The sequence below is a fragment of the Acidimicrobiales bacterium genome, from assembly GCA_030747595.1.
In the GTDB taxonomy this organism is placed as follows: domain Bacteria; phylum Actinomycetota; class Acidimicrobiia; order Acidimicrobiales; family MedAcidi-G1; genus UBA9410.
This window is the reverse complement of record JASLKK010000007.1, coordinates 33,448-51,299: the sequence shown is the minus strand read 5'-3', so window position 1 is coordinate 51,299 and position 17,852 is coordinate 33,448. Positions and strand designations below refer to the sequence as shown.

Genomic DNA, 17,852 nt, shown 5'->3' with positions numbered 1-17,852 from the left:
GCCTAGGAGACGGGTCCGTTGGCCACTTCATGGAGGCGCTTGAACGCGCCGGCCAAGACCTTGTGGGCCACGGTTGGGCTCTGGTCAGGCAGGCTGGAGAACTCGCGGCGGTTCAGGATCTCAACGACCATGTCGGTCTCGGCGATCACCTTTGTCGTCGGACTCGTCGAACAGCGATTCCAGGTGAGACCTACTTGACGGCGACCGGTGCGACTGGGCTCCCCACGGCGTCCACGAAGGGCTCCGGAGTGGCGCTGAGGAGGAACTCGTACACACCGTCGGCGGCACAATCGGCCGAGAGGGTCTCAAGGTCCCAGTTCTGACCCTGGGTCAACCCCATATCGACCAGTTGAAGCAGGTGCACGGCCAACGAGTCGGCCTCTGACGGGTACACCTCGAAGGCCAGGGTGTCATTGGCAACCGCAGCGACGTCGTGATCATGCATCCACGCCACGCTGGACAGCCCCATCCCCGCATTGGAGCCGTCCTGGCTGGGGCCGAGGCAGTAGGCCATCCCACCGGACTCGTGGTAGATGGCCATCCTTCCTGTCCGGACTAGGACGATGTCGCCCGACCGCACCTCCACGCCACCTAGCGCTGCCGCTTCGTCCAGGTCGTCGGCGGTAATGGCGTACGGACAATCCAGGACGTCGACGCCCTTGGACCGGGCCACGTCCAGCAACACGCCACGGGAGACGACACTCCGGAGGTGGTGGATCCCGCAACGCGAGGCTCCAGTCCCGGTGATGGTTGCCGCATCAAAGCCGTTGTACATCAGGCCCGAGTAGGACACGTGGCCGAGACCGTCCCAGTGGGTTCCGGCCTGCAGGCCCATCGTGACGTGGTCGTCGCTGGTGTGGAACGCGTCGGGGCCGGCCTCTGGATCCAGGGCCTCGTTCACGGCATGCATGGTGCGGGTTGGGTTGTCGCGACCCGGGACGAACCCGGCCTGAATGCCCTCGTGTTCGAGGGGGACAGCCAAGGGAATGGTGCGTCCGTGTCGGACACCGTCCGCCGCCGCAGCCACCACCTCGGCTGTTATCAGGTTCAGGGTGCCGATCTGGTCGTCGTCACCCCAGCGCCCCCAATTGCGGACACGGGTGGATAGCGCCTGAAACTCGTCGGACATTGGCATATGGGGCTCCTGCTTTCCTCAGTATCTGGTGTTTTCAGTAGCCGGCTTCGACGTCGACCACGTCGACGAGAGGTTGTCCGGCCAACCAGCGTTCGAGATTGTCGGCGAAGGCGGCGTGGAGCCGCTCAATGGCTCCAGGGTCCGCCCACGACACGTGAGGGCTGAGCCGCACCTGAGGGTGGTCGTAGAGCCAGTGGCCCGCGGGTAGTGGCTCGGGGTCACAGACGTCGAGCGAGGCCAGCCCGAGGTGGCCGGCGTCCAGCGACCGTCTAAGCGCATCCTGGTCGACGATGCGGCCCCGGGCGATGTTGACCAGGTGAGCCCCCGGTTTCATGGCGGCCAGCAGGTCGGCATCGACCATTCCCTCGGTGGCCGGCGTGAGCGGAGCGCCCACCACCACGTGGTCGGCGTCGGCCACCGCGGCCCGCACGTCGGTCGAGAACACCATTCCGTCAGGCACGCCTGGCACGGGGCCGGGGTCACCGGATCGGGTCACGGCCATCATCTGGCATCCGAAGGGAGTGAGTCGCCGGGCGACGGCCCGGTTTATGGATCCAAAGCCGATGAAGGCCACCGTTGCGCCGTCCAGTGTGCCTAGGTCGGCCAGCACCCAGTGGCGGGGCGGCTCGGAGACCCATCGGTCGGGGAGCTGCTTGACCGCCGTCAACAGCATGGCCACCACCCATTCGGCGATGGGGACGGCGTTGACCCCTCGGGCACAGGTCAGCGTGCGATCGCCCAACTGGTCGAAGGGGAAGTGGTCGACACCCTGGCCAAGCGCATGGACCCAGGTGACTCCTCGTTCCAGTACCTCTTTAAGGTTGCCGGTGCGGGCCGCCTGGGTGATGCAGGCCCCGCCCGACACCCCGTCGGGCACCGCACCGTCGGTGGGGATCGGGATGAAGTCCACGGTTGGGAACCGCGCCCGGATCGCGTCGGAGGGAAAGTGCTCGCCCCACAGGTGGACGAGGACCGGGGTCCGGCCAGGGGAGTCCATGGCCGGGAGTCTGGCACGGTGTCGCGAGCGCCTTCCGACCGGCCAGACTCTCGCCATGGCTGCAGGGCCAGCGTAGGAAAGGCGACGCCAGTAGGTACTGGAGATGGCGACCCGCCTGGCCGAAGAGGCAGAGGTGGCGTTGGCCCCGCTCTACAACTAGTTCACCGGCAAGAACCTCCTAATCCTCGCCGTGAAGGACGGTCGACCATCTCGAGGGACGCTGTGCTACGACGCCTTCACTGTCGAACTGCTACAGAACTACCCTGCCCTTCCTTCCAATCCGCGATCTCGTCGACCTGTTCGTCGATGAGCTCGACCGGGGGGCGGTGGCGATGGCAGCCAGGAGCCCCTCGGGGTCGGCCGTGCCGATCGAGAACGTGCGCCGCTTGTCGGCCAGGGTGAGTTCGACGGAGTCCCGGCCCCAGACCCGCCACAGCGTGCCGCCGGGGACGAGGCGGATGCCCCAGCCGTAGCGGGCGCCGTGAGTGGTGACCCGCTGGGAGGTGACGTCAGCGAGCGCGATTCGTCTGCGGGGCCAGCCCCAGTGGAATACCGCCACGACCTCGCCGTCGGCGACGCAAATGGTGAGCGTCATGAAGGCCCGGATCGCCACGTGTAGAACGAGCAGCGAAGGGACGCTCCAGAGGAGCACCTCTGCAGTCACACCGACCACCACCAGGGAAATTAGCCAAGGCAGCAGCACTGCCGGGTAGAGCAAGGCCCACGGCCGGGGCACTCGGTTGACGTACCGGTAACTCATAGCGCAGATCCAGCTCAGCGGGTTCGCTCGCGGATCAGGACCTCCTGGGCCACGGTGGCCACGTGCACACCTGACGGGGCGAACACCTCACCCACGGCCAACCCCCGGGCGCTGGCCAGGCCATGGGACCGTAGGTCGTGGAGGAGCCACTGGTCGGGCGGCGGTGGCCGGTGAAACCAGATGGAGTGGTCGAGGCTTGCCCCGATGAAGATTTCGCCGTAGGTGGTCACCGAGTCGTCACGGACCTGGTCGATTCGGGGGTGGGTGCTCCCCACCGCATTGGTGGGGATGTCGTCGGACGTGTACGCCAACGCACACGCCTGAAGCCGGGGGTCGTCGCCCAAGTCGCCGAACACTTTTAGCCAGATGGCGGATCGGCCGACGGACTGGTGGGCCACACGGCGACCGAGGAGCTCCCAGTCCTCTACGGTGCCCGAACCGGGTTCGCCGACGTCGTCGGGAAGTTTCGACTCCTGAATGTCGGCCTGCTCCTCGTGGACCTGGAATGAACACGCCAGGTTCAGGATCGCTCCGTCGGACTGGCGGGCCACCACCCGTCGGGTCACGAACGATCGGCCGTTGCGGATCCGGTCCACCTCGTAACGAATCGGCTCGTCGCTCGTGCCGCCCCTAATGAAGTAGGCGTGCAGCGAGTGCACGTGATGGTCGGAGTCGACCGTGGCCTGGGCGGCCCGCAGTCCCTGAGCCACCACCTGACCGCCGTAGACGCGGCCCCATGGGTATTCGGGGCTGATCCCGACGAACACATCGGGACCGTGGGATTCCAGCGCCAGCAGGGTGGCGAAGTCGGTGATGTCCCAAGCCATGTTAGGCGTTCTTGTCGAGAGCGGAGCCACCGTGGAGAGCCATGCCGACGTGGAGGGCAATGCCGTGAACCAGCCCGTCCTCGTTGAGGCGCATGCGGTTGGAGTGCAGCGGCGGAGCCTTGCGGGGGTCGGGTTCGTCGTCCGGGCAGACGCCGAGGAATGCCATCACACCGGGAACCTTCTGGAGCACGTAGGAGAAGTCCTCGCCGCCCATGAACGGTGCCGGCATGACCCGATGGCTCTCGTTGCCGAGGGTCGTCGTGCAGACCTCAGCAAACCGGGCGGCTTCGGAGGGGTCGTTCATGGTGACCGGGTAGCCGTCGACCATCTCGAGGGACGCCGTACAGCCGTGGGCCTCGGCTACCCCGTGCACAGTCCGGGCCACCGCTTCGCGGATGCGCGAGCGGGTATGTTCCGATACGCATCGGATGGTTCCTTCGAAGAACGCGGTCTCAGGAATCACGTTGGTCGTGGTCCCGGCCACCAGATGCGCAATGGTCAGCACTGCCGGATCGAACACGTCGATCTCGCGGGTCACAGCGGTCTGCAGAGCGGTAATGATCGCAGCAGTGGCCGGGATGGGGTCGGTGGCGTGATGGGGAGCCGATGCATGGCCGCCTCGGCCGGTGATGGTGACGGTGATCGAGGTGTCGCCAGCCAGCGCTGCTCCGGCCTTGCTGCTGGCGATACCGATCCGCTGATTGGGGCTGACATGGAGGGCAAATGCCCGGTCTACGCCGTCCAGCACGCCCTCGTCGATCATGATCCGGGCGCCAGCGAAGCCCTCCTCGCCGGGCTGGAACATGAAGCGAACCCGCCCCTGGATCTCGTCCCGCCGGGTCGACAGGACCCGGGCGGCGCCAACCAGCATCGCCGTGTGTGCATCATGGCCACAGGCATGGGCCCGACCCTCGACCGCCGATTGGAAGTCCAGGCCGGAGTCCTCGGTCATGGGGAGCGCATCGGTATCGGCTCGCAGCAGGACCGTTGGACCGTCATGTTTGCCGATCAGGTCGGCCACCACCGAGGTGCAGTCGGTTCCGGTCTGGACATTGAGACCGAGTCCACCCAGCGCGGTCAGGATCCGGACTTGGGTGGACGGGTTGTCTAACCCCAGTTCGGGGTGACGGTGAAGGTCGCGTCGCAGGGCGATGACGTCGTTGGTGACGGCTGAAGCCGCATCGAGGAGTTGGTGCATGGACCCATCATGGCCGTCCGGGCTGCACGCCATGGGGCCGGACGGGCAGAATACGTCGATGAGTGAATCGACCGAGATCTCCGGAGCACTGACCTCTGAGGCCATCCACGCCGCGCTCGACGCACTCTTGGACCGCCGGGATCCCGACGTGTCGGGCACGGTGCTGGGTGCTGGCAGCGACGACCTCGAGGGCGGGCGACGGTTCCTTGATGTGTTAGTCGACGGTGGTTGGATGGTTCCGTCCTGGCCGATTCGTCACGGGGGCCGGGGTGCTGATGCCACCGAGGCAGCCCGTATCGGCGCTGCCATGGGGGCCTACGACGTAGCCGACCTCTACCCCTACGGGGTGGGCCTGAACCTGGTCGGGCCGGTGCTGTTGGAGCGAGGCTCGTCTGACCAACAGGAGCGGTGGTTACGACCGATCGCTGACGGGTCGGAGATCTGGTGTCAGATGTTTTCCGAACCCGATGCCGGGTCGGACCTGGCAAATGCCGGCATGCGCGCTGAGCGCGACGGCGACGAGTGGATCTTGAACGGCTCCAAAGTCTGGACGTCGCGGGGGACCTATGCCAGGTGGGGGATGTGCCTGGCGCGCACCGACGTCTCGCTGGCCAAGCATCGTGGACTCACCATGTTCGCTGTTGACATGACGGCGCCCGGCGTGGAAATCCGACCGCTCGAACAGATCAACGGCGATCGGCACTTCACCGAGGTGTTCGTGTCCGACGTCCGGGTGGCCGACGCCGACCGGATTGGTGACCTGGGTGCCGGCTGGGGCCTGACCGTCGAGACGCTGGCCCACGAGCGGGCCACCATCGGAGGCCGGGCCTTCGGCGGCGGTGACGACGAGGAACACGGCCTGCCGTCCTGGATGGAGGACTGGCGGGCCGCTGGCCATCTGGCCGACCCGGTGGCCCGACAGCGTGCCATGCGGGCGTTCATCCTTCATCGGGTAAACCAGCTCACGGTGGCTCGGGCGGCAGCCGCACTGGTTGAGGGCGAGGCGCCGGGGCCGTCGGGCTCGGGGGCCAAGTTACGGAGCGTGGCGGCATTCAAGTCCCGGGCCTATCTGGGCAAGGACCTGAGCGGGCCCGCCGGAATGCTGTCGGACGCCGACGGCCACCTCGAGTTCCTGACCGCACCGTCGATGTCGATCCGCGGCGGTACCGATGAGGTGCAACGCAACATTGTGGGCGAACGGATCCTCGGCCTGCCCGGTGAGCCTCGGGTCGACAAGGATGCGGCCTACGCCGACCTGAAGAAGAGTCGCTGATGCGAGCTGTCGTATTGGACGGCCACGGTGGCCCGGAGGTCCTGACCGTCCATGACGTGCCAGATCCGGAACCCGCGCCGGGCGAGGTGCTGGTCGATGTGGTCGGCACGGCCTGCAACCGGGCCGACCTCCTCCAGCGCATGGGCCTGTACCCGGGGCCGCCCATGGACCCTGAGATCCCCGGCTTGGAGTTCGCCGGCCGTGTTGCCGCTCTCGGCGACGGCGTCTCGCGTTGGTTGGTGGGTGACGCCGTCATGGCCATCACTGGTGGTGGGGGGTATGCGGAGCGGGCCGTGGTGCACGAGGACCAGGCGGTTCGAGTGCCCGCCGGGATGGCACTCGACGTGGCCGGCGGACTGGCCGAGGTTTTCATCACGGCATGGGACGCGCTCGTACTCCGGGGAGAGCTCGCAGCGGGAGGAACCGCACTGGTGCACGCCGGGGCGTCCGGGGTCGGTACCGCGGCTATCCAGCTGTGCCGGATGGTGGGTGCCGAAGTGATTGTCACCGCGTCGGCCGGAAAGCTCGATCGGTGTATGGACCTCGGGGCCAGCCTTGCCGTGGACTACCGGTCCGAGGACTGGGTCGCCGCGGTGTCGGGGTATACCGGTGGCCGCGGCGTGGACGTGGTGCTCGACGTGGTGGGCGGCGATTACCTGGATCGCAACGTGAACTGTTTGGCTACCGCCGGCACCATTGTCCAGGTGGGGGTGATGGGCGGCGGATCGGCCACCTTTGGTCTAGCCAAGCTCCTGGTGAAGCGGGCCACGGTGGTCGGCACCACGTTGCGTGCCCGATCGTTGGCCGAGAAGGTGGCCGTCAGCCGGGCTTTCGAGGAACAGGTCGTTCCGGGTTTCGAGGACGGTCGCCTGGCTGTGGTGGTGGATCGACGGTTCGCCCTGGACGAGATCGCCACGGCGCACGCCTATATGGAGACCAACGCCAGCGTGGGAAAGATCTTGCTCGGAGTACGTCCTGCCTGAACGAGGGGAACCATCGCCGGGGGAGCTGGCTTCAGCGCTCGTCGATGGTCGGGACGTCGCGGTCGGCCGGACCGGTATAGCGCTGCCGGGGTCGGGCGATCCGGGAGTTCTGCGTGAGCATCTCGTCCCAGTGGGCCAGCCAGCCCGGGGTTCGTCCGATGGTGAACAGCACGGTGAACATCTCCACCGGGAAGCCCATCGACTGGTAGATCAACCCCGAGTAGAAGTCGACGTTCGGGTACAGCTTGCGATCGATGAAGTAGGGATCAGCGAGGGCGACCTCCTCGAGTTTCAGGGCGATGTCTAGGAGCGGGTTGGTGCCCGTCACGTCGAACACCCGGTGGGCGGTGTCCTTCACGATCCTGGCCCTGGGGTCGTAGTTCTTGTAGACCCGGTGGCCGAAGCCCATGAGCTTTTGATCGCCGGCCTTGACGCCGTCCATGAAGGCATCCACGTTCTCGTACTTGCCGATCTGGGTCAGCATGCGAAGTACGGCTTCGTTGGCGCCACCGTGACGGGGGCCGTAGAGCGCTGAGGCGGCGGCGGACACCGTCACGTAGGGGTCGGCGTGGGCGCTGCCCACTACCCGGGCTGTCGTGGTCGAGCAGTTTTGCTCGTGGTCGGCGTGCAGCACGAACAACATGTCCATGGCATCACGCAGGATCGGATCCACCACGTAGGGCGCATCGCCGGTTTTGAACATCATGGCCAGGAAGTTCGACGTGTAGTCAAGGTCCGGATCGGGGAGGACGTAGGGCAGGCCCTCGCTGCGGCGGTAGGCGCTGGCCGCCACGGTAGGCATCTTGGCAATCAGCCGGACGATCTCGTAACGACGCTGGTCGGGATCTTCGATGTTCTTCGAGTCCGGCCAAAAGGTCGACATCGCGGCAATGCTCGACACCAGAACGCCCATGGCGTGGGCGTCGTCGCGGAAGCCTTCAAGGATTCGCTTGTGGAAGTTCTCGTGGATCGGTGCCGCTTCGGAGATCTCCGATTTCCAGGCCTTGAGCTGCGGACCGTTGGGGAGCTCGCCGCGTACCAGCAGGTGGGCGACCTCTAGGAATGAGGTGGACCCGGCCAGCTGCTCGATGGGGTAACCGCGGTAGCGCAGGAGGCCCGCATCGCCATCCAGGAAGGTGATGGCGCTGTCCGCCCCCGAGGTGGCGCTGAATGAAGGATCATCGAACCAGATGCCCGGAAGCAGGCCTCTCCAGGCCTTGGCGTCCACGGTGCCGTCGACGAGGGGGACCTCAATCGATTCGCCGGTGCGGTTGTCAGTGATGGTGATGGTCTCAGCCACGGTCCGGTCCTTTCTGGGCGCTTCTGAATTATCCGCCCGAATCCTCGTACTGTTTCTAAGGTACCGGGAGGGGAGGGGTCTGGTCGTGGGCGATCAGCCCGAAGAAGCCAAGAAGTTCTCTCTAATACGCGTACCTGTCACTGTTTCAGGAGGCCTCAGCACCACATCTCGGGTCAGAGGGGCGTGTTGTCGTGGCGGCGTCGGGGAAGCCGCTCCCGCTTGCCCGAGAGGACCTCGAGGGCGGCAGCCAGTTCGGCACGGGTGTCCGCTGGTTCGATGACGCGGTCCACTGAGCCTCGTTCGGCAGCGATGTACGGGTTGAGAAGTCGGTCCTCGTAGGCCGCTACAAGGTCGGACCGCTCGTCCTCGGTGGCCTTGCGGTGGAGGATCTCCACGGCGCCCTTGGCACCCATGACGGCGATCTCGGCCGATGGCCAGGCCAGCATCAGGTCGTTGCCCATGTAACGGGAGTCCATGACGATGTAGGCGCCGCCGTAGGACTTGCGGAGCGTCACGCACACCCTGGGCACGGTGGCCCGGGCGTAGGCGAACGCCATTTGGGCGCCGTAGCGGATCATGCCCCGCCACTCCAGGTCCTTGCCGGGGTAGAAGCCCGATGTGTCGACGAAGGTCACCAACGGCAGGTTGAACGCGTCGCAGAAGGCCACGAACCGGCCGCCTTTCTGGGACGCCGGAATATCCAGGGTGCCGGCCATCGACTGGGGTTGGTTGGCCACCAGCCCAATGGGACGACCGCCAATAGTGGCGAACGCCGTTACCAGATTGGTGGCCCAACCGGACCGCGGTTCGAGAATGTGGCCGTCGTCGACCACGGCAGCCAGGACGTCGCGGACGTCGTAGCTGCCGGTGGGCGTGTCCGGGATGAGTTCACCGGCCTCCGGCGTGGATCGATCGGTCGGGTCGGAACAGGGCCAGCCAGTGGGGGTGACGTCGGCGTGGTCGGGCAGGTAGCCCAGCAACTCGGCGATCAGGTCGTCGGCCTCGGCTCGGTCGGTCACCGTGAAATGGGCTACGCCCGAGGTGCCGGCGTGCATGGAGGAACCGCCGAGGCCCTCGTTGGAGAGGTCCTCGCCGGTGAATTGTCGGACCATGGACGGGCCACTGACGAACGCGTAGGAGTCGTCGACCATGACTACAAGGTCGGCCAGGCCCAGCAGGAGGGCCGGACCGGACACCGTCGGTCCGGTCACGCAGAAGATAGTGGGCACGATTCCGGAGTTGGCCACGAACTCTCGGGCCGCGGTACCCCAACCGTGGACCGCCCCAACGCCTTCCCCGATGGCCGCGCCGCTGGAGGCCACGAAGCAGACCAGCGGTATCCGCTTTTCGCGTGCCGTTCGAGCCGCGATGGCCAGGTTCTCGCCGTCAGCCGGTCGTAGGGCGCCCCGGTTCTCGCCGGCGATCTCCACGGCCAGCACCCGACGCCCGCCCAGATCCCGGACCCCGAACGCCACCGAACCGCCGGTGCGACTCCGTAGCGCCAGGCCACCGGGCCCCGCGGGATGCGATGACTCTGAGGGTCCGCCGTCGGTCGACGTCGCAGCGGTGTTGCTCATGGCTCCAGCGTGACATGGATTCCGGGCTGGTGGGGGGCGATCTCGCGGATCACGTCACGCAGGACATCCCGGGTAGCTAGCACCGGCATGGACGGCGTGGTGCGTCGGTTGCGGACCAGCCCCACGGACCGACGGGCCAGTCCCTCGACGTGTACCAGCGACCAGCCGCCCTCCGGGTAGCCCGACACGGCGCTAGCCGGGAGGAGGGCTGGGGCATAGCCCTGGTAGGCCAGCGAGGCCAGCAGTCGGAGCCCGTCGACCTCGGCAGCCGCCTGGAGACGTAGGCCCACGGCTTCGAGTTCCCGGTCGATGGCATCACGGAAGGTGGTGCCCTGTGGGGTGAGCATGACCCGGTGCTCGGCCAGCGTGGCCACGTCGATGGTGCCCGCTCCGGCCAAGGGGTGATCGCCGGGGGCCACAACGATTCGTTCCTCGTCGAACAACGGCTCGGTCTCCAGACCGGCCTCCACGACCGGTGTGTTGACCACGGCCATGTCCAGATCGCCATTGAGTACACGAGGGGCAAGGGAGGTGGTCGTGGCGTCGACCAGTACCGGTCGCAACGCCGGGTGGCGGTCGGAGAGTTCGCCTAGCAGGGGAGTGGCCATCCAGCGGCCGGTGGTGCCGATGCAACCGATGCGAACCTCGCCTGCAACCTCGTGGCGCATCGAAATGATGTCGTCCTGAATGGCCTGTAGTTCAGTCCGTATCCGTCGGGCTCGTTCGACGACTGCCAGGCCTTCGGCGGTGGGTTGCATGGAGTGCCGGTCGATGAGGACGGTGCCCAGTTCCTTCTCGAGTTTGGCCACGTGGGTCGAGACGTTGGACTGGACGGTGTGGAGGGCGCGGGCGGCCGCCGAGAAGCTGCGGTGCTCGACGACGGCCAGCAGGTGGCCGAGTTGGCGAAGGTCCATCACTAATGAGGATGCCACGGTCGAGATGCATCCGCGCCATCGATGAGTGATCTGATTCATGAGGAATGAGCAGATGGGGAACGGGTCCGATCAGCCCCGGTGGCCCCGGTGGCCGTGTCGGGCGTCGTAGGGTCGGACCGGATCCCTAGCCCTTCGTCGTCGACCGGTTCCCCGACTCGTTTCCACTGATGCCGACCGTCCTCTCACTTCACCTCGGTGCCACGGCAGTGCACGCCGCGGTCTCTGTCGACGGCCGGATCGACGTACTGGCTCTCGCAGACGATCGGGCATCGGTCCAGGCTCCCGACCCCACTGACGGGCGGGGCCTAGTAGCGCTGTTGGTCGATGCCCACGCCCGGTGCGTTCGCATTGTCGATGCCGTGCCCGACGAACTGGTGCTGGTGCGGGCAGACAGCGCCGGTGCCATTGATCCGGTCCTGACCGAGGCGGCTCGACGGGCCCGGGTTCCCGAGCCGACCGTGCTCGACGAGATGCGAGCCGTAGCGGCGTTGGCCGCCCATGGGCCACGGGGTGTGAGTAGTGACCTGGCACCGGTGCTTGGTGGAGTTTTTTGGAAGCGGAGCGGTGATGCTCCGACCGGGCCCAAGCCGATCGTGACCCGCGCTGACCTTGGGGGCGATTCCAGGCCGGACCGGCCCCCCTCGGCGCCGTCGGTGGTGGCCGTCGGCCCGCGCACCGTTTTTGAGGAAGACGGTGGACCGGCCGGGCGTCGTCGTGGGGTCTCGCTCCCGCTGGTCTCGGCTGTCGTTGTGGTGGCTCTTGTGGTGCTCGGAGTGATTCTCGTGCTGCAGCCAGACGAGCAGCCCATTGCCCCGCCGCTCGCGACGGCGACCACCACGGTCCCTGCTTCGGCTACTCCACAGTCGACTGTCGCACCCACAACCGTGCCGTCGGAAACGGTTCCTCCGACCGTTGCGTCCACCGTCGAACCGTTGGCGACGGTTCCCCCGACCACCCTCGGGGATGCCTCCGATGGAGACACATCCGCCTCGGCGACGACCTTGCCGGCTGAGACGGACGCGGACCCCGACTCTGACGGTCGCCCAGAAGCCGATCAGGGAGCCGGAATCGAAGCTGACGACGAGACCGGCAGTTCCGAATCGCCGACGACGACCGAGGCCCCCCGTCTTGGCACGGTGACGTTGTCCGGCGTCGGACTGACAGTGGACGCCACGACCGATTACGAAGTGCTGGTCGGCTTTGGAGACGACGCCGGGACGGCGCTCACCCTGGTGTCGGGCGCACTGGGTGAAGCGATCGGGGACAGTGGCTGGGGTGCCGACGAAACTTGCGCCGCGGCCGAAGTCCGTCGACTGGGTTGGGGCGGCCTTGAGATTGTCCTGGCCCGCGGCTCGGTCGACGACCCGGGAAGGTTGGTCCAGTGGTACCTCAACGGTCCCGACTCCACCCAGACGTCGTGGTGGACCCTGGAGCGCATCGGCATCGGCTCCACGGTGGCGGATCTGCGGGCCGCCCACGGAGCCGGCATGTCCCTCGAACAACCATCTGAGCGTGATCCGGCTGGCTGGTTCAACACCGAACCCAACCTGGGCGACGGAGTTCTCGGTGCGGTGGGCAACACCACCGACTCGGGACGGGTGCTGCTGATGTGGGCGGGAGACGGCTGCCAACGCCGGTTCTCCTGACTTAGCGGACTGCCGTGACCTCGTCGAGGGCGGCGGTCAGAGCAGGGACGAATAGGTCGGGTCGCAACACGCAGGCCGTGTGACCGGTGGCCATCTCGTGGACGAAGGGTGCCGGGAGAGCGTCGACCAACTCACGCTGGCGAACCGTCGGCACGATGTCATCGTCGTTGCAGACCAGAACGGCGTGGGGCACGTCAACCTTGCAGAGCCACTCGGTGGCGTCGAACCCGCCGAGGTCGTTTCCGGCGGTCAGCACCCGGGACAACACGCCGGCCCGGGTCTCTCTCCATGCCCAGTCATCAAATGAGGCGTCTTCGGTCGCAGTGCGACCGACATGACGTTCGCTGAACCAGCGGGCGACCCGCCACGCCAGAGCACCACAGCCCACGGACTCCAACAGTCGCGCCGGACCGATGCCCCGGTCCATCAGGGCGAAGTCCTGTCGCTGTCGGTCGCCGACGCCGAATCTCGCCGCGGTGGCGCCCAGGACGAGACCAGCCACCAGGTCGGGGTGGCGTCGCCAGGTGGCCTGGGCAACGGCTCCGCCCATCGAGTAGCCGACGACTATCGCTCGCTCGATCCCCAACGCACCAGCGATGGCGGCCGTGTCGTCAGCCATGTCATCGATCCGTGTAGTGGTGCCGGTGCGAAGTCCCCGGGCTCCGTGGGCCCGGTGGTCCCACGTGACGATCCGGATCTGCCCGTTCCGCCATCGGACAAGAGGCTCGTAGGTGCGACACCAGTTGAGGTCGGTGCTGGCCGTCCAGCCGTGGAGCAACAGGATGGTCGGCCCGTCGGCAGAACCATTGCCGGAGCCGCGGAGGGGTCCCGAGTCGCGTACCTCGATGGGGCCGAGTTCGGGAAGTTCGATACGCCGCCACGGTGGTGCGGCGACCGTCGGATCACCAGCGAATACGCTGGTCATCGCTCGATGGCGACGACCTTGACGGCCAACATGCCGCCCGGTGCCTCGAACGAGACGGTGTCGCCCACCGCTGAGCCCAGCAGGGCAGCACCCAGCGGAGACCCCGGTGAGACAACGAGCACGTCGTCGCGCTGCTCCTCGATCGATCCGACGAGCATTCGCTCGGGCTCGTCGTCACCCTCGTAGACGACGGCCACGATGGTGCCCGGGGCCACCACGTCGACGCTGCCAGTCGAAAGTTCGACGATCTCGGCCTTCTCGAGGATGCTCTCGAGATGGAGAATCCGGCCCTCCATCTTTCCCTGCTCCTCCTTGGCGGCGTGGTAGTCGCCGTTCTCAGAGAGGTCGCCGAGCTCGCGGGCCGTTTCGATCTTGCGGGCGATGTCAATCCGCCCGCGTGTGGTGAGGTCCTCGAACTCGGCGGCGAGCCGGTCGTAGGTCTCCTGGGAAAGCTGGTGCGCATCGGCCATCCCACGAGGGTAGCCACGGGGACGCGAACACTAGTGGCGATCTCTAGGACGGCTTTCTCCGGCGATACCCGTTTGACCTGCTGCGACACCGGAGCGGTACACTTGTGGCCGTGAACGATCGACCCCGGGTAATCATCATTCGTTAGCGCACACCGCTCTGGTGTGCGCCCTGACCGTCCACCTTGGTGGGCGGTTTTTTAGTTCCCTGCCCGCTTCCCGATACATCCCAAGAATTCCGTAGGAGTTGGAGACCATGGCGCACCGCATCGGCATCATCGGTGGCGACGGCATCGGCCCCGAGGTCATCGCCGAGGGCCTGAAGGTGATCGAGGCCGCCGGCGTGGCCCTCGACACCGTTGACTACGACCTCGGTGGTGCCCGCTACGGCCGTGACGGCACCGTGCTTCCTGACGAGATCCTCGACGAGTGGCGTCAGCTCGACGCCCTGTACCTCGGAGCGGTGGGTACTCCCGAGGTGCCGCCGGGCCTCATCGAGCGGGGCCTTCTGCTCAAGATGCGGTTCTCCCTCGACCTGTACGTCAACCTCCGTCCGTTCGTGCTCTCAGCCAAGGGGATCGACTTCCGCGTGGTGCGTGAGAACACCGAAGGGACCTACGCCGGTGAGGGGGGCTTCCTTCGTCAGGGCACACCATACGAGATCGCCACCCAGGGCTCGGTCAACACCCGACACGGCGTCGAGCGGGCGGTCCGCTTCGCGTTCGACCTGGCCATGACCCGGCGCCGACACCTCACGCTGGTCCACAAGACCAACGTCCTCACGTTCTCCGGCGACCTGTGGGAGCGAACCTTCAACGAGGTGGCCGAGGAATACCCCGACGTCGAGACGGCCTACAACCACGTCGACGCGGCCTGCATCTACTTCGTGCAGTCGCCCCAGCAGTACGACGTGATCGTCACTGACAACCTGTTCGGCGACATTCTCACGGACCTTGGCGGTGCCGTCTCGGGCGGCATCGGGCTGGCTTCGTCGGCCAATCTGAATCCCGATCGCACATCCCCGTCAATGTTTGAACCGGTCCACGGTTCGGCCCCTGACATTGCCGGAAAGGGCATCGCCAACCCGAAGGCGGCCATCCTGTCGGGGGCCATGATGCTGGACTTTCTTGGCGAGTCCGACGCGGCGGCCCGTGTCGAGGCGGCGTGTGCCGATCCGTCCACCGACGTCGAGGGCACCGTGGCCATCGGTGACGCCATCGCCGGACTGCTGGCTTGAATTAGCTGGCCTGACCGCCACTTACCGAACCGAGAAGAGGAACCGACATGCCGATCGAGAAGTCGTCCAAGATCTGGATGAACGGTGAGCTCGTCGACTGGGACGATGCCACGGTCCACGTACTCACCCACACCCTGCACTACGGCAACGGTGTGTTCGAGGGCATCCGGGCGTATGAGACCGACAGGGGTCCAGCGGTGTTCCGCCTCCGCGAGCACATCGAGCGACTTTTCCGGTCCGCCAAGATCCTCTTCCTGGAGATCCCGTACACCGTCGACGAACTGGTCGAGGCAACGCTGGAGACTGTCCGGGTCAATGGCCATCAGTCGTGCTACATCCGGCCGCTCGTGTACCTCGGCTATGGCGAGATGGGCCTCAACCCGCTGCCATGCACGGTCGACGTCTCGATCGCCACCTGGCCGTGGGGCACCTACCTGGGCGACGACGGCCTGGCCAACGGCGTAGACATGATGATCTCGTCGTGGCAGCGCCACGACCCGAACGCAATGCCGCCGGCAGCCAAGGGCGTCGGCCACTACATCAACTCCCAGATGGCCAAGATTCAGGCGGTCAAGGCCGGCTACGACGAGGCCATCCTGTTATCCCCGCAGGGATACGTGTCCGAATGCACCGGTGAGAACCTGTTCGTTGTTCGCGACGGGGGAATCGTGACGCCCCCGTCAAGTGCCGGGGCACTCGAGGGCATCACCCAGAGCGCGGTGCGTCGTATTGCCGAGGATCTGGGGATCCCGTACACCACGGGGAACATTCTGCGCAGCGACCTCTACACCGCGGATGAGGCGTTCCTGTCGGGCACGGCTGCCGAGGTTGTGCCTATCCGTTCGGTCGACGATCGGGTCATCGGAGCGCCGGGTCCGATGACCAGCCGCATTCAGGAAGTCTTCTTCCAGGCAGTCCGCGGGGAGCGTCCCGAATACTCGGAATGGAACGAGCATGTCGGCGCCTGACATGCCCACGCTGCCCAAAGCAGTCGAGATATATGACACCACGCTGCGAGACGGCGCTCAACTCGAGGGCATATCGCTGACCGTCGACGACAAGCTTCGCATCGCCGAGCAGTTGGACCGGCTCGGCGTGCACTACATCGAGGGCGGCTGGCCGGGCGAACCCCACGGACGTCGAGTTCTTCGAGCGCGCCCGCACCGAACTGGACCTCCAGCGCTCGACGCTGGTGGCCTTCGGTTCCACGCGTCGGGTCGGGGGTAAGACCGACGGTGACGCCACGTTGATCAACCTGCTCGAAGCCGGCACTGAGGTCGTGTGCATTGTCGGCAAGGCATCGGCGTACCACGTGACTGAGGCCCTGCGAACCGATCTGGACGAGGGCGTGGCCATGGTCGCTGACTCGGTCCGCCACCTGAAGTCCCACGGGCGGACGGTGTTTTTCGATGCCGAGCACTTCTTCGACGGCTACGCCGACGACCCGGAGTTCTCGATGCGGGTCCTGCTTGGGGCCGCTGAGGCCGGTGCCGACTGCCTCGTGCTGTGTGACACCAACGGCGGTTCGTTACCCGGACGGATCGAGTCCATGGTTCGCGACGTGGTGGCCGCCGTTGACTGCGCGGTTGGCGTGCACCTCCACAACGACACCGGGTGTGGCGTGGCCAACGCCCTGGCTGGTGTGGCGGGCGGTGCCACCCACGTCCAGGGCACCATCAACGGCTATGGCGAACGGGTCGGCAACTGCGACCTGGTTCCGATCATTGCCAACCTGACACTCAAGATGGGCGTCGAGACCGTCAGCGCCGACCGGCTCGCCGAACTCACCCCGGTGGCCCACCACGTGGCTGAACTGGTGAACTTCGCCGCCGACCCCCAGCAGCCCTACGTGGGTGCCACCGCGTTCGCCCACAAGGCGGGACTCCACACCAGCGCCATTGCCCGGCGCCGCGACGCCTACGAGCATGTGGATCCCGAACTGGTCGGCAACGGCACCCGGTTTCTCGTCTCGGAGATGTCTGGGAGGTCCACCATTGAACTGAAGGCGACCCAGCTGGGCATCGAGCTCGACGGTGACACGCTGGGCGAGATCGTCGAGACCCTCAAGGAGTTGGAGTACGCCGGCTACCACTTTGAGGCCGCCGACGCCTCCCTCGAATTGCTCATGCGGGCTGCAGCCGGTTGGTCCCACGGCTTCTTCGAGTTGGAGTCGTTCTCGGTCGACGTCGGACATCGGTCGGGGAGTGGAAGCCGGGCATGGAACGAGGTGGCTGTCGAGGTCGAGACCGAGGCCACCGTCAAGGTCCATGTCGAAGGCGAACGCATGGTGGCCACCGGAGAGGGCAACGGTCCGGTCAACGCCCTAGATGCCGCACTCCGATCAGCGCTAGCCGATCGCCATCCGCAGTTGGACCGCCTGCACCTGACCGATTTCAAGGTCCGGGTACTGGAGACCCGTGAGGGCACCGCTGCAGTCACCCGGGTGCTCATCGACACCACCAACGGTGAACGCACCTGGACGACCATCGGGGTGTCGGAGAACATCATCGAGGCGTCCTGGCAGGCCCTCGTCGACTCGTTGGTCTACGGCCTGTTTCACACGTCAGCCTGAGACCGGGCTGAGGCTGACGT

18 protein-coding genes are annotated in these 17,852 nt (G+C 66.4%); 7 read left to right on the top strand and 11 right to left on the bottom strand.

The window, feature by feature from the left end:
• Nucleotides 1-2: 2 nt before the first annotated feature.
• The 6 genes from QF777_07085 to QF777_07060 form a co-directional block, all read right to left on the bottom strand.
• On the bottom strand, nt 3-149 hold the full coding sequence (locus QF777_07085) for a hypothetical protein (GenBank protein ID MDP6911317.1): 147 nt from the start codon (nt 147-149) through the stop codon (nt 3-5).
• A 41-nt stretch (nt 150-190) separates the two neighbouring features.
• Nucleotides 191-1,135 carry a cyclase family protein gene (locus QF777_07080; protein ID MDP6911316.1) on the bottom strand — a complete coding sequence of 315 codons (945 nt, stop codon included), beginning with the start codon at nt 1,133-1,135 and terminating at the stop codon, nt 191-193.
• A gap of 34 nt (nt 1,136-1,169) precedes the next feature.
• Entirely contained in the window at nt 1,170-2,132 is a 963-nt protein-coding gene (locus QF777_07075) for an NAD(P)-dependent oxidoreductase (GenBank protein MDP6911315.1), read from the bottom strand.
• A 250-nt stretch (nt 2,133-2,382) separates the two neighbouring features.
• Nucleotides 2,383-2,892 carry a hypothetical protein gene (locus QF777_07070; GenBank protein ID MDP6911314.1) on the bottom strand — a complete coding sequence of 170 codons (510 nt, stop codon included), beginning with the start codon at nt 2,890-2,892 and terminating at the stop codon, nt 2,383-2,385.
• Between the two features lie 14 nt (nt 2,893-2,906).
• Nucleotides 2,907-3,719: a thioesterase family protein gene (locus QF777_07065; protein MDP6911313.1), complete on the bottom strand. Its 813-nt coding sequence runs from the start codon at nt 3,717-3,719 to the stop codon at nt 2,907-2,909.
• A 1-nt stretch (nt 3,720) separates the two neighbouring features.
• Nucleotides 3,721-4,917 (bottom strand): M20 family metallopeptidase, encoded by a 1,197-nt coding sequence (locus tag QF777_07060; GenBank protein MDP6911312.1) that lies wholly within the window; start codon nt 4,915-4,917, stop codon nt 3,721-3,723.
• A gap of 58 nt (nt 4,918-4,975) precedes the next feature.
• Here QF777_07060 and QF777_07055 point away from each other — a divergent pair, with 58 nt between their 5' ends.
• Complete coding sequence (locus tag QF777_07055) at nt 4,976-6,190, top strand: acyl-CoA dehydrogenase family protein (protein MDP6911311.1); 1,215 nt, start codon at nt 4,976-4,978, stop codon at nt 6,188-6,190.
• On the top strand, nt 6,190-7,173 hold the full coding sequence (locus QF777_07050) for an NAD(P)H-quinone oxidoreductase (GenBank protein MDP6911310.1): 984 nt from the start codon (nt 6,190-6,192) through the stop codon (nt 7,171-7,173). Before QF777_07055 ends, QF777_07050 begins: the two co-directional genes overlap by 1 nt.
• Nucleotides 7,174-7,204: 31 nt before the next feature.
• Here QF777_07050 and QF777_07045 read toward each other — a convergent pair whose 3' ends face one another.
• The 3 genes from QF777_07045 to QF777_07035 form a co-directional block, all read right to left on the bottom strand.
• Nucleotides 7,205-8,473 carry a citrate synthase gene (locus QF777_07045; GenBank protein ID MDP6911309.1) on the bottom strand — a complete coding sequence of 423 codons (1,269 nt, stop codon included), beginning with the start codon at nt 8,471-8,473 and terminating at the stop codon, nt 7,205-7,207.
• A 173-nt stretch (nt 8,474-8,646) separates the two neighbouring features.
• Nucleotides 8,647-10,050, bottom strand: a complete 1,404-nt coding sequence (locus QF777_07040) for a carboxyl transferase domain-containing protein (GenBank protein MDP6911308.1) — start codon at nt 10,048-10,050, stop codon at nt 8,647-8,649.
• Nucleotides 10,047-10,964 (bottom strand): LysR family transcriptional regulator, encoded by a 918-nt coding sequence (locus QF777_07035; GenBank protein ID MDP6911307.1) that lies wholly within the window; start codon nt 10,962-10,964, stop codon nt 10,047-10,049. Before QF777_07035 ends, QF777_07040 begins: the two co-directional genes overlap by 4 nt.
• 188 nt (nt 10,965-11,152) lie before the next feature.
• Here QF777_07035 and QF777_07030 point away from each other — a divergent pair, with 188 nt between their 5' ends.
• Nucleotides 11,153-12,631 carry a hypothetical protein gene (locus tag QF777_07030; protein MDP6911306.1) on the top strand — a complete coding sequence of 493 codons (1,479 nt, stop codon included), beginning with the start codon at nt 11,153-11,155 and terminating at the stop codon, nt 12,629-12,631.
• 1 nt (nt 12,632) lies between these two features.
• Here the strand turns inward: QF777_07030 and QF777_07025 are convergent, their stop codons facing one another.
• Together QF777_07025 and greA are read right to left on the bottom strand one after the other, a co-directional pair.
• Complete coding sequence (locus QF777_07025) at nt 12,633-13,556, bottom strand: alpha/beta hydrolase (GenBank protein MDP6911305.1); 924 nt, start codon at nt 13,554-13,556, stop codon at nt 12,633-12,635.
• Nucleotides 13,553-14,026 (bottom strand): transcription elongation factor GreA, encoded by a 474-nt coding sequence (gene greA / locus QF777_07020; GenBank protein MDP6911304.1) that lies wholly within the window; start codon nt 14,024-14,026, stop codon nt 13,553-13,555. Before greA ends, QF777_07025 begins: the two co-directional genes overlap by 4 nt.
• Nucleotides 14,027-14,279: 253 nt before the next feature.
• Between greA and QF777_07015 the strand changes: the two genes are divergently transcribed.
• Genes QF777_07015 through cimA form a run of 4 tightly spaced genes read left to right on the top strand, consistent with a single transcriptional unit; the run spans nt 14,280 to nt 17,832 of the window.
• The gene (locus QF777_07015; GenBank protein MDP6911303.1) at nt 14,280-15,260 is read left to right on the top strand and encodes a 3-isopropylmalate dehydrogenase; all 981 of its coding nucleotides are present in this window, start codon (nt 14,280-14,282) and stop codon (nt 15,258-15,260) included.
• Between the two features lie 47 nt (nt 15,261-15,307).
• Complete coding sequence (locus QF777_07010; protein MDP6911302.1) at nt 15,308-16,228, top strand: branched-chain amino acid transaminase; 921 nt, start codon at nt 15,308-15,310, stop codon at nt 16,226-16,228.
• On the top strand, nt 16,215-16,487 hold the full coding sequence (locus QF777_07005; GenBank protein ID MDP6911301.1) for a hypothetical protein: 273 nt from the start codon (nt 16,215-16,217) through the stop codon (nt 16,485-16,487). Before QF777_07010 ends, QF777_07005 begins: the two co-directional genes overlap by 14 nt.
• The gene (gene cimA, locus QF777_07000; GenBank protein MDP6911300.1) at nt 16,429-17,832 is read left to right on the top strand and encodes a citramalate synthase; all 1,404 of its coding nucleotides are present in this window, start codon (nt 16,429-16,431) and stop codon (nt 17,830-17,832) included. Before QF777_07005 ends, cimA begins: the two co-directional genes overlap by 59 nt.
• Nucleotides 17,833-17,852 lie beyond the last annotated feature (20 nt).

Bases quoted from the DNA above. Each gene is read 5' to 3' on its own strand.
- QF777_07055 (MDP6911311.1), top strand. From the start codon at position 4,976: ATGAGTGAATCGACCGAGATCTCCGGAGCACTGACCTCTGAGGCCATC.
- QF777_07005 (MDP6911301.1), top strand. From the start codon at position 16,215: ATGTCGGCGCCTGACATGCCCACGCTGCCCAAAGCAGTCGAGATATAT.
- QF777_07010 (MDP6911302.1), top strand. From the start codon at position 15,308: ATGCCGATCGAGAAGTCGTCCAAGATCTGGATGAACGGTGAGCTCGTC.
- greA (MDP6911304.1), bottom strand. From the start codon at position 14,026: ATGGCCGATGCGCACCAGCTTTCCCAGGAGACCTACGACCGGCTCGCC.
- QF777_07040 (MDP6911308.1), bottom strand. From the start codon at position 10,050: ATGAGCAACACCGCTGCGACGTCGACCGACGGCGGACCCTCAGAGTCA.
- QF777_07070 (MDP6911314.1), bottom strand. From the start codon at position 2,892: ATGAGTTACCGGTACGTCAACCGAGTGCCCCGGCCGTGGGCCTTGCTC.
- QF777_07060 (MDP6911312.1), bottom strand. From the start codon at position 4,917: ATGCACCAACTCCTCGATGCGGCTTCAGCCGTCACCAACGACGTCATC.
- QF777_07015 (MDP6911303.1), top strand. From the start codon at position 14,280: ATGGCGCACCGCATCGGCATCATCGGTGGCGACGGCATCGGCCCCGAG.
- QF777_07030 (MDP6911306.1), top strand. From the start codon at position 11,153: ATGCCGACCGTCCTCTCACTTCACCTCGGTGCCACGGCAGTGCACGCC.
- QF777_07065 (MDP6911313.1), bottom strand. From the start codon at position 3,719: ATGGCTTGGGACATCACCGACTTCGCCACCCTGCTGGCGCTGGAATCC.
- QF777_07025 (MDP6911305.1), bottom strand. From the start codon at position 13,556: ATGACCAGCGTATTCGCTGGTGATCCGACGGTCGCCGCACCACCGTGG.
- QF777_07075 (MDP6911315.1), bottom strand. From the start codon at position 2,132: ATGGACTCCCCTGGCCGGACCCCGGTCCTCGTCCACCTGTGGGGCGAG.
- QF777_07080 (MDP6911316.1), bottom strand. From the start codon at position 1,135: ATGCCAATGTCCGACGAGTTTCAGGCGCTATCCACCCGTGTCCGCAAT.
- QF777_07035 (MDP6911307.1), bottom strand. From the start codon at position 10,964: ATGGACCTTCGCCAACTCGGCCACCTGCTGGCCGTCGTCGAGCACCGC.
- QF777_07050 (MDP6911310.1), top strand. From the start codon at position 6,190: ATGCGAGCTGTCGTATTGGACGGCCACGGTGGCCCGGAGGTCCTGACC.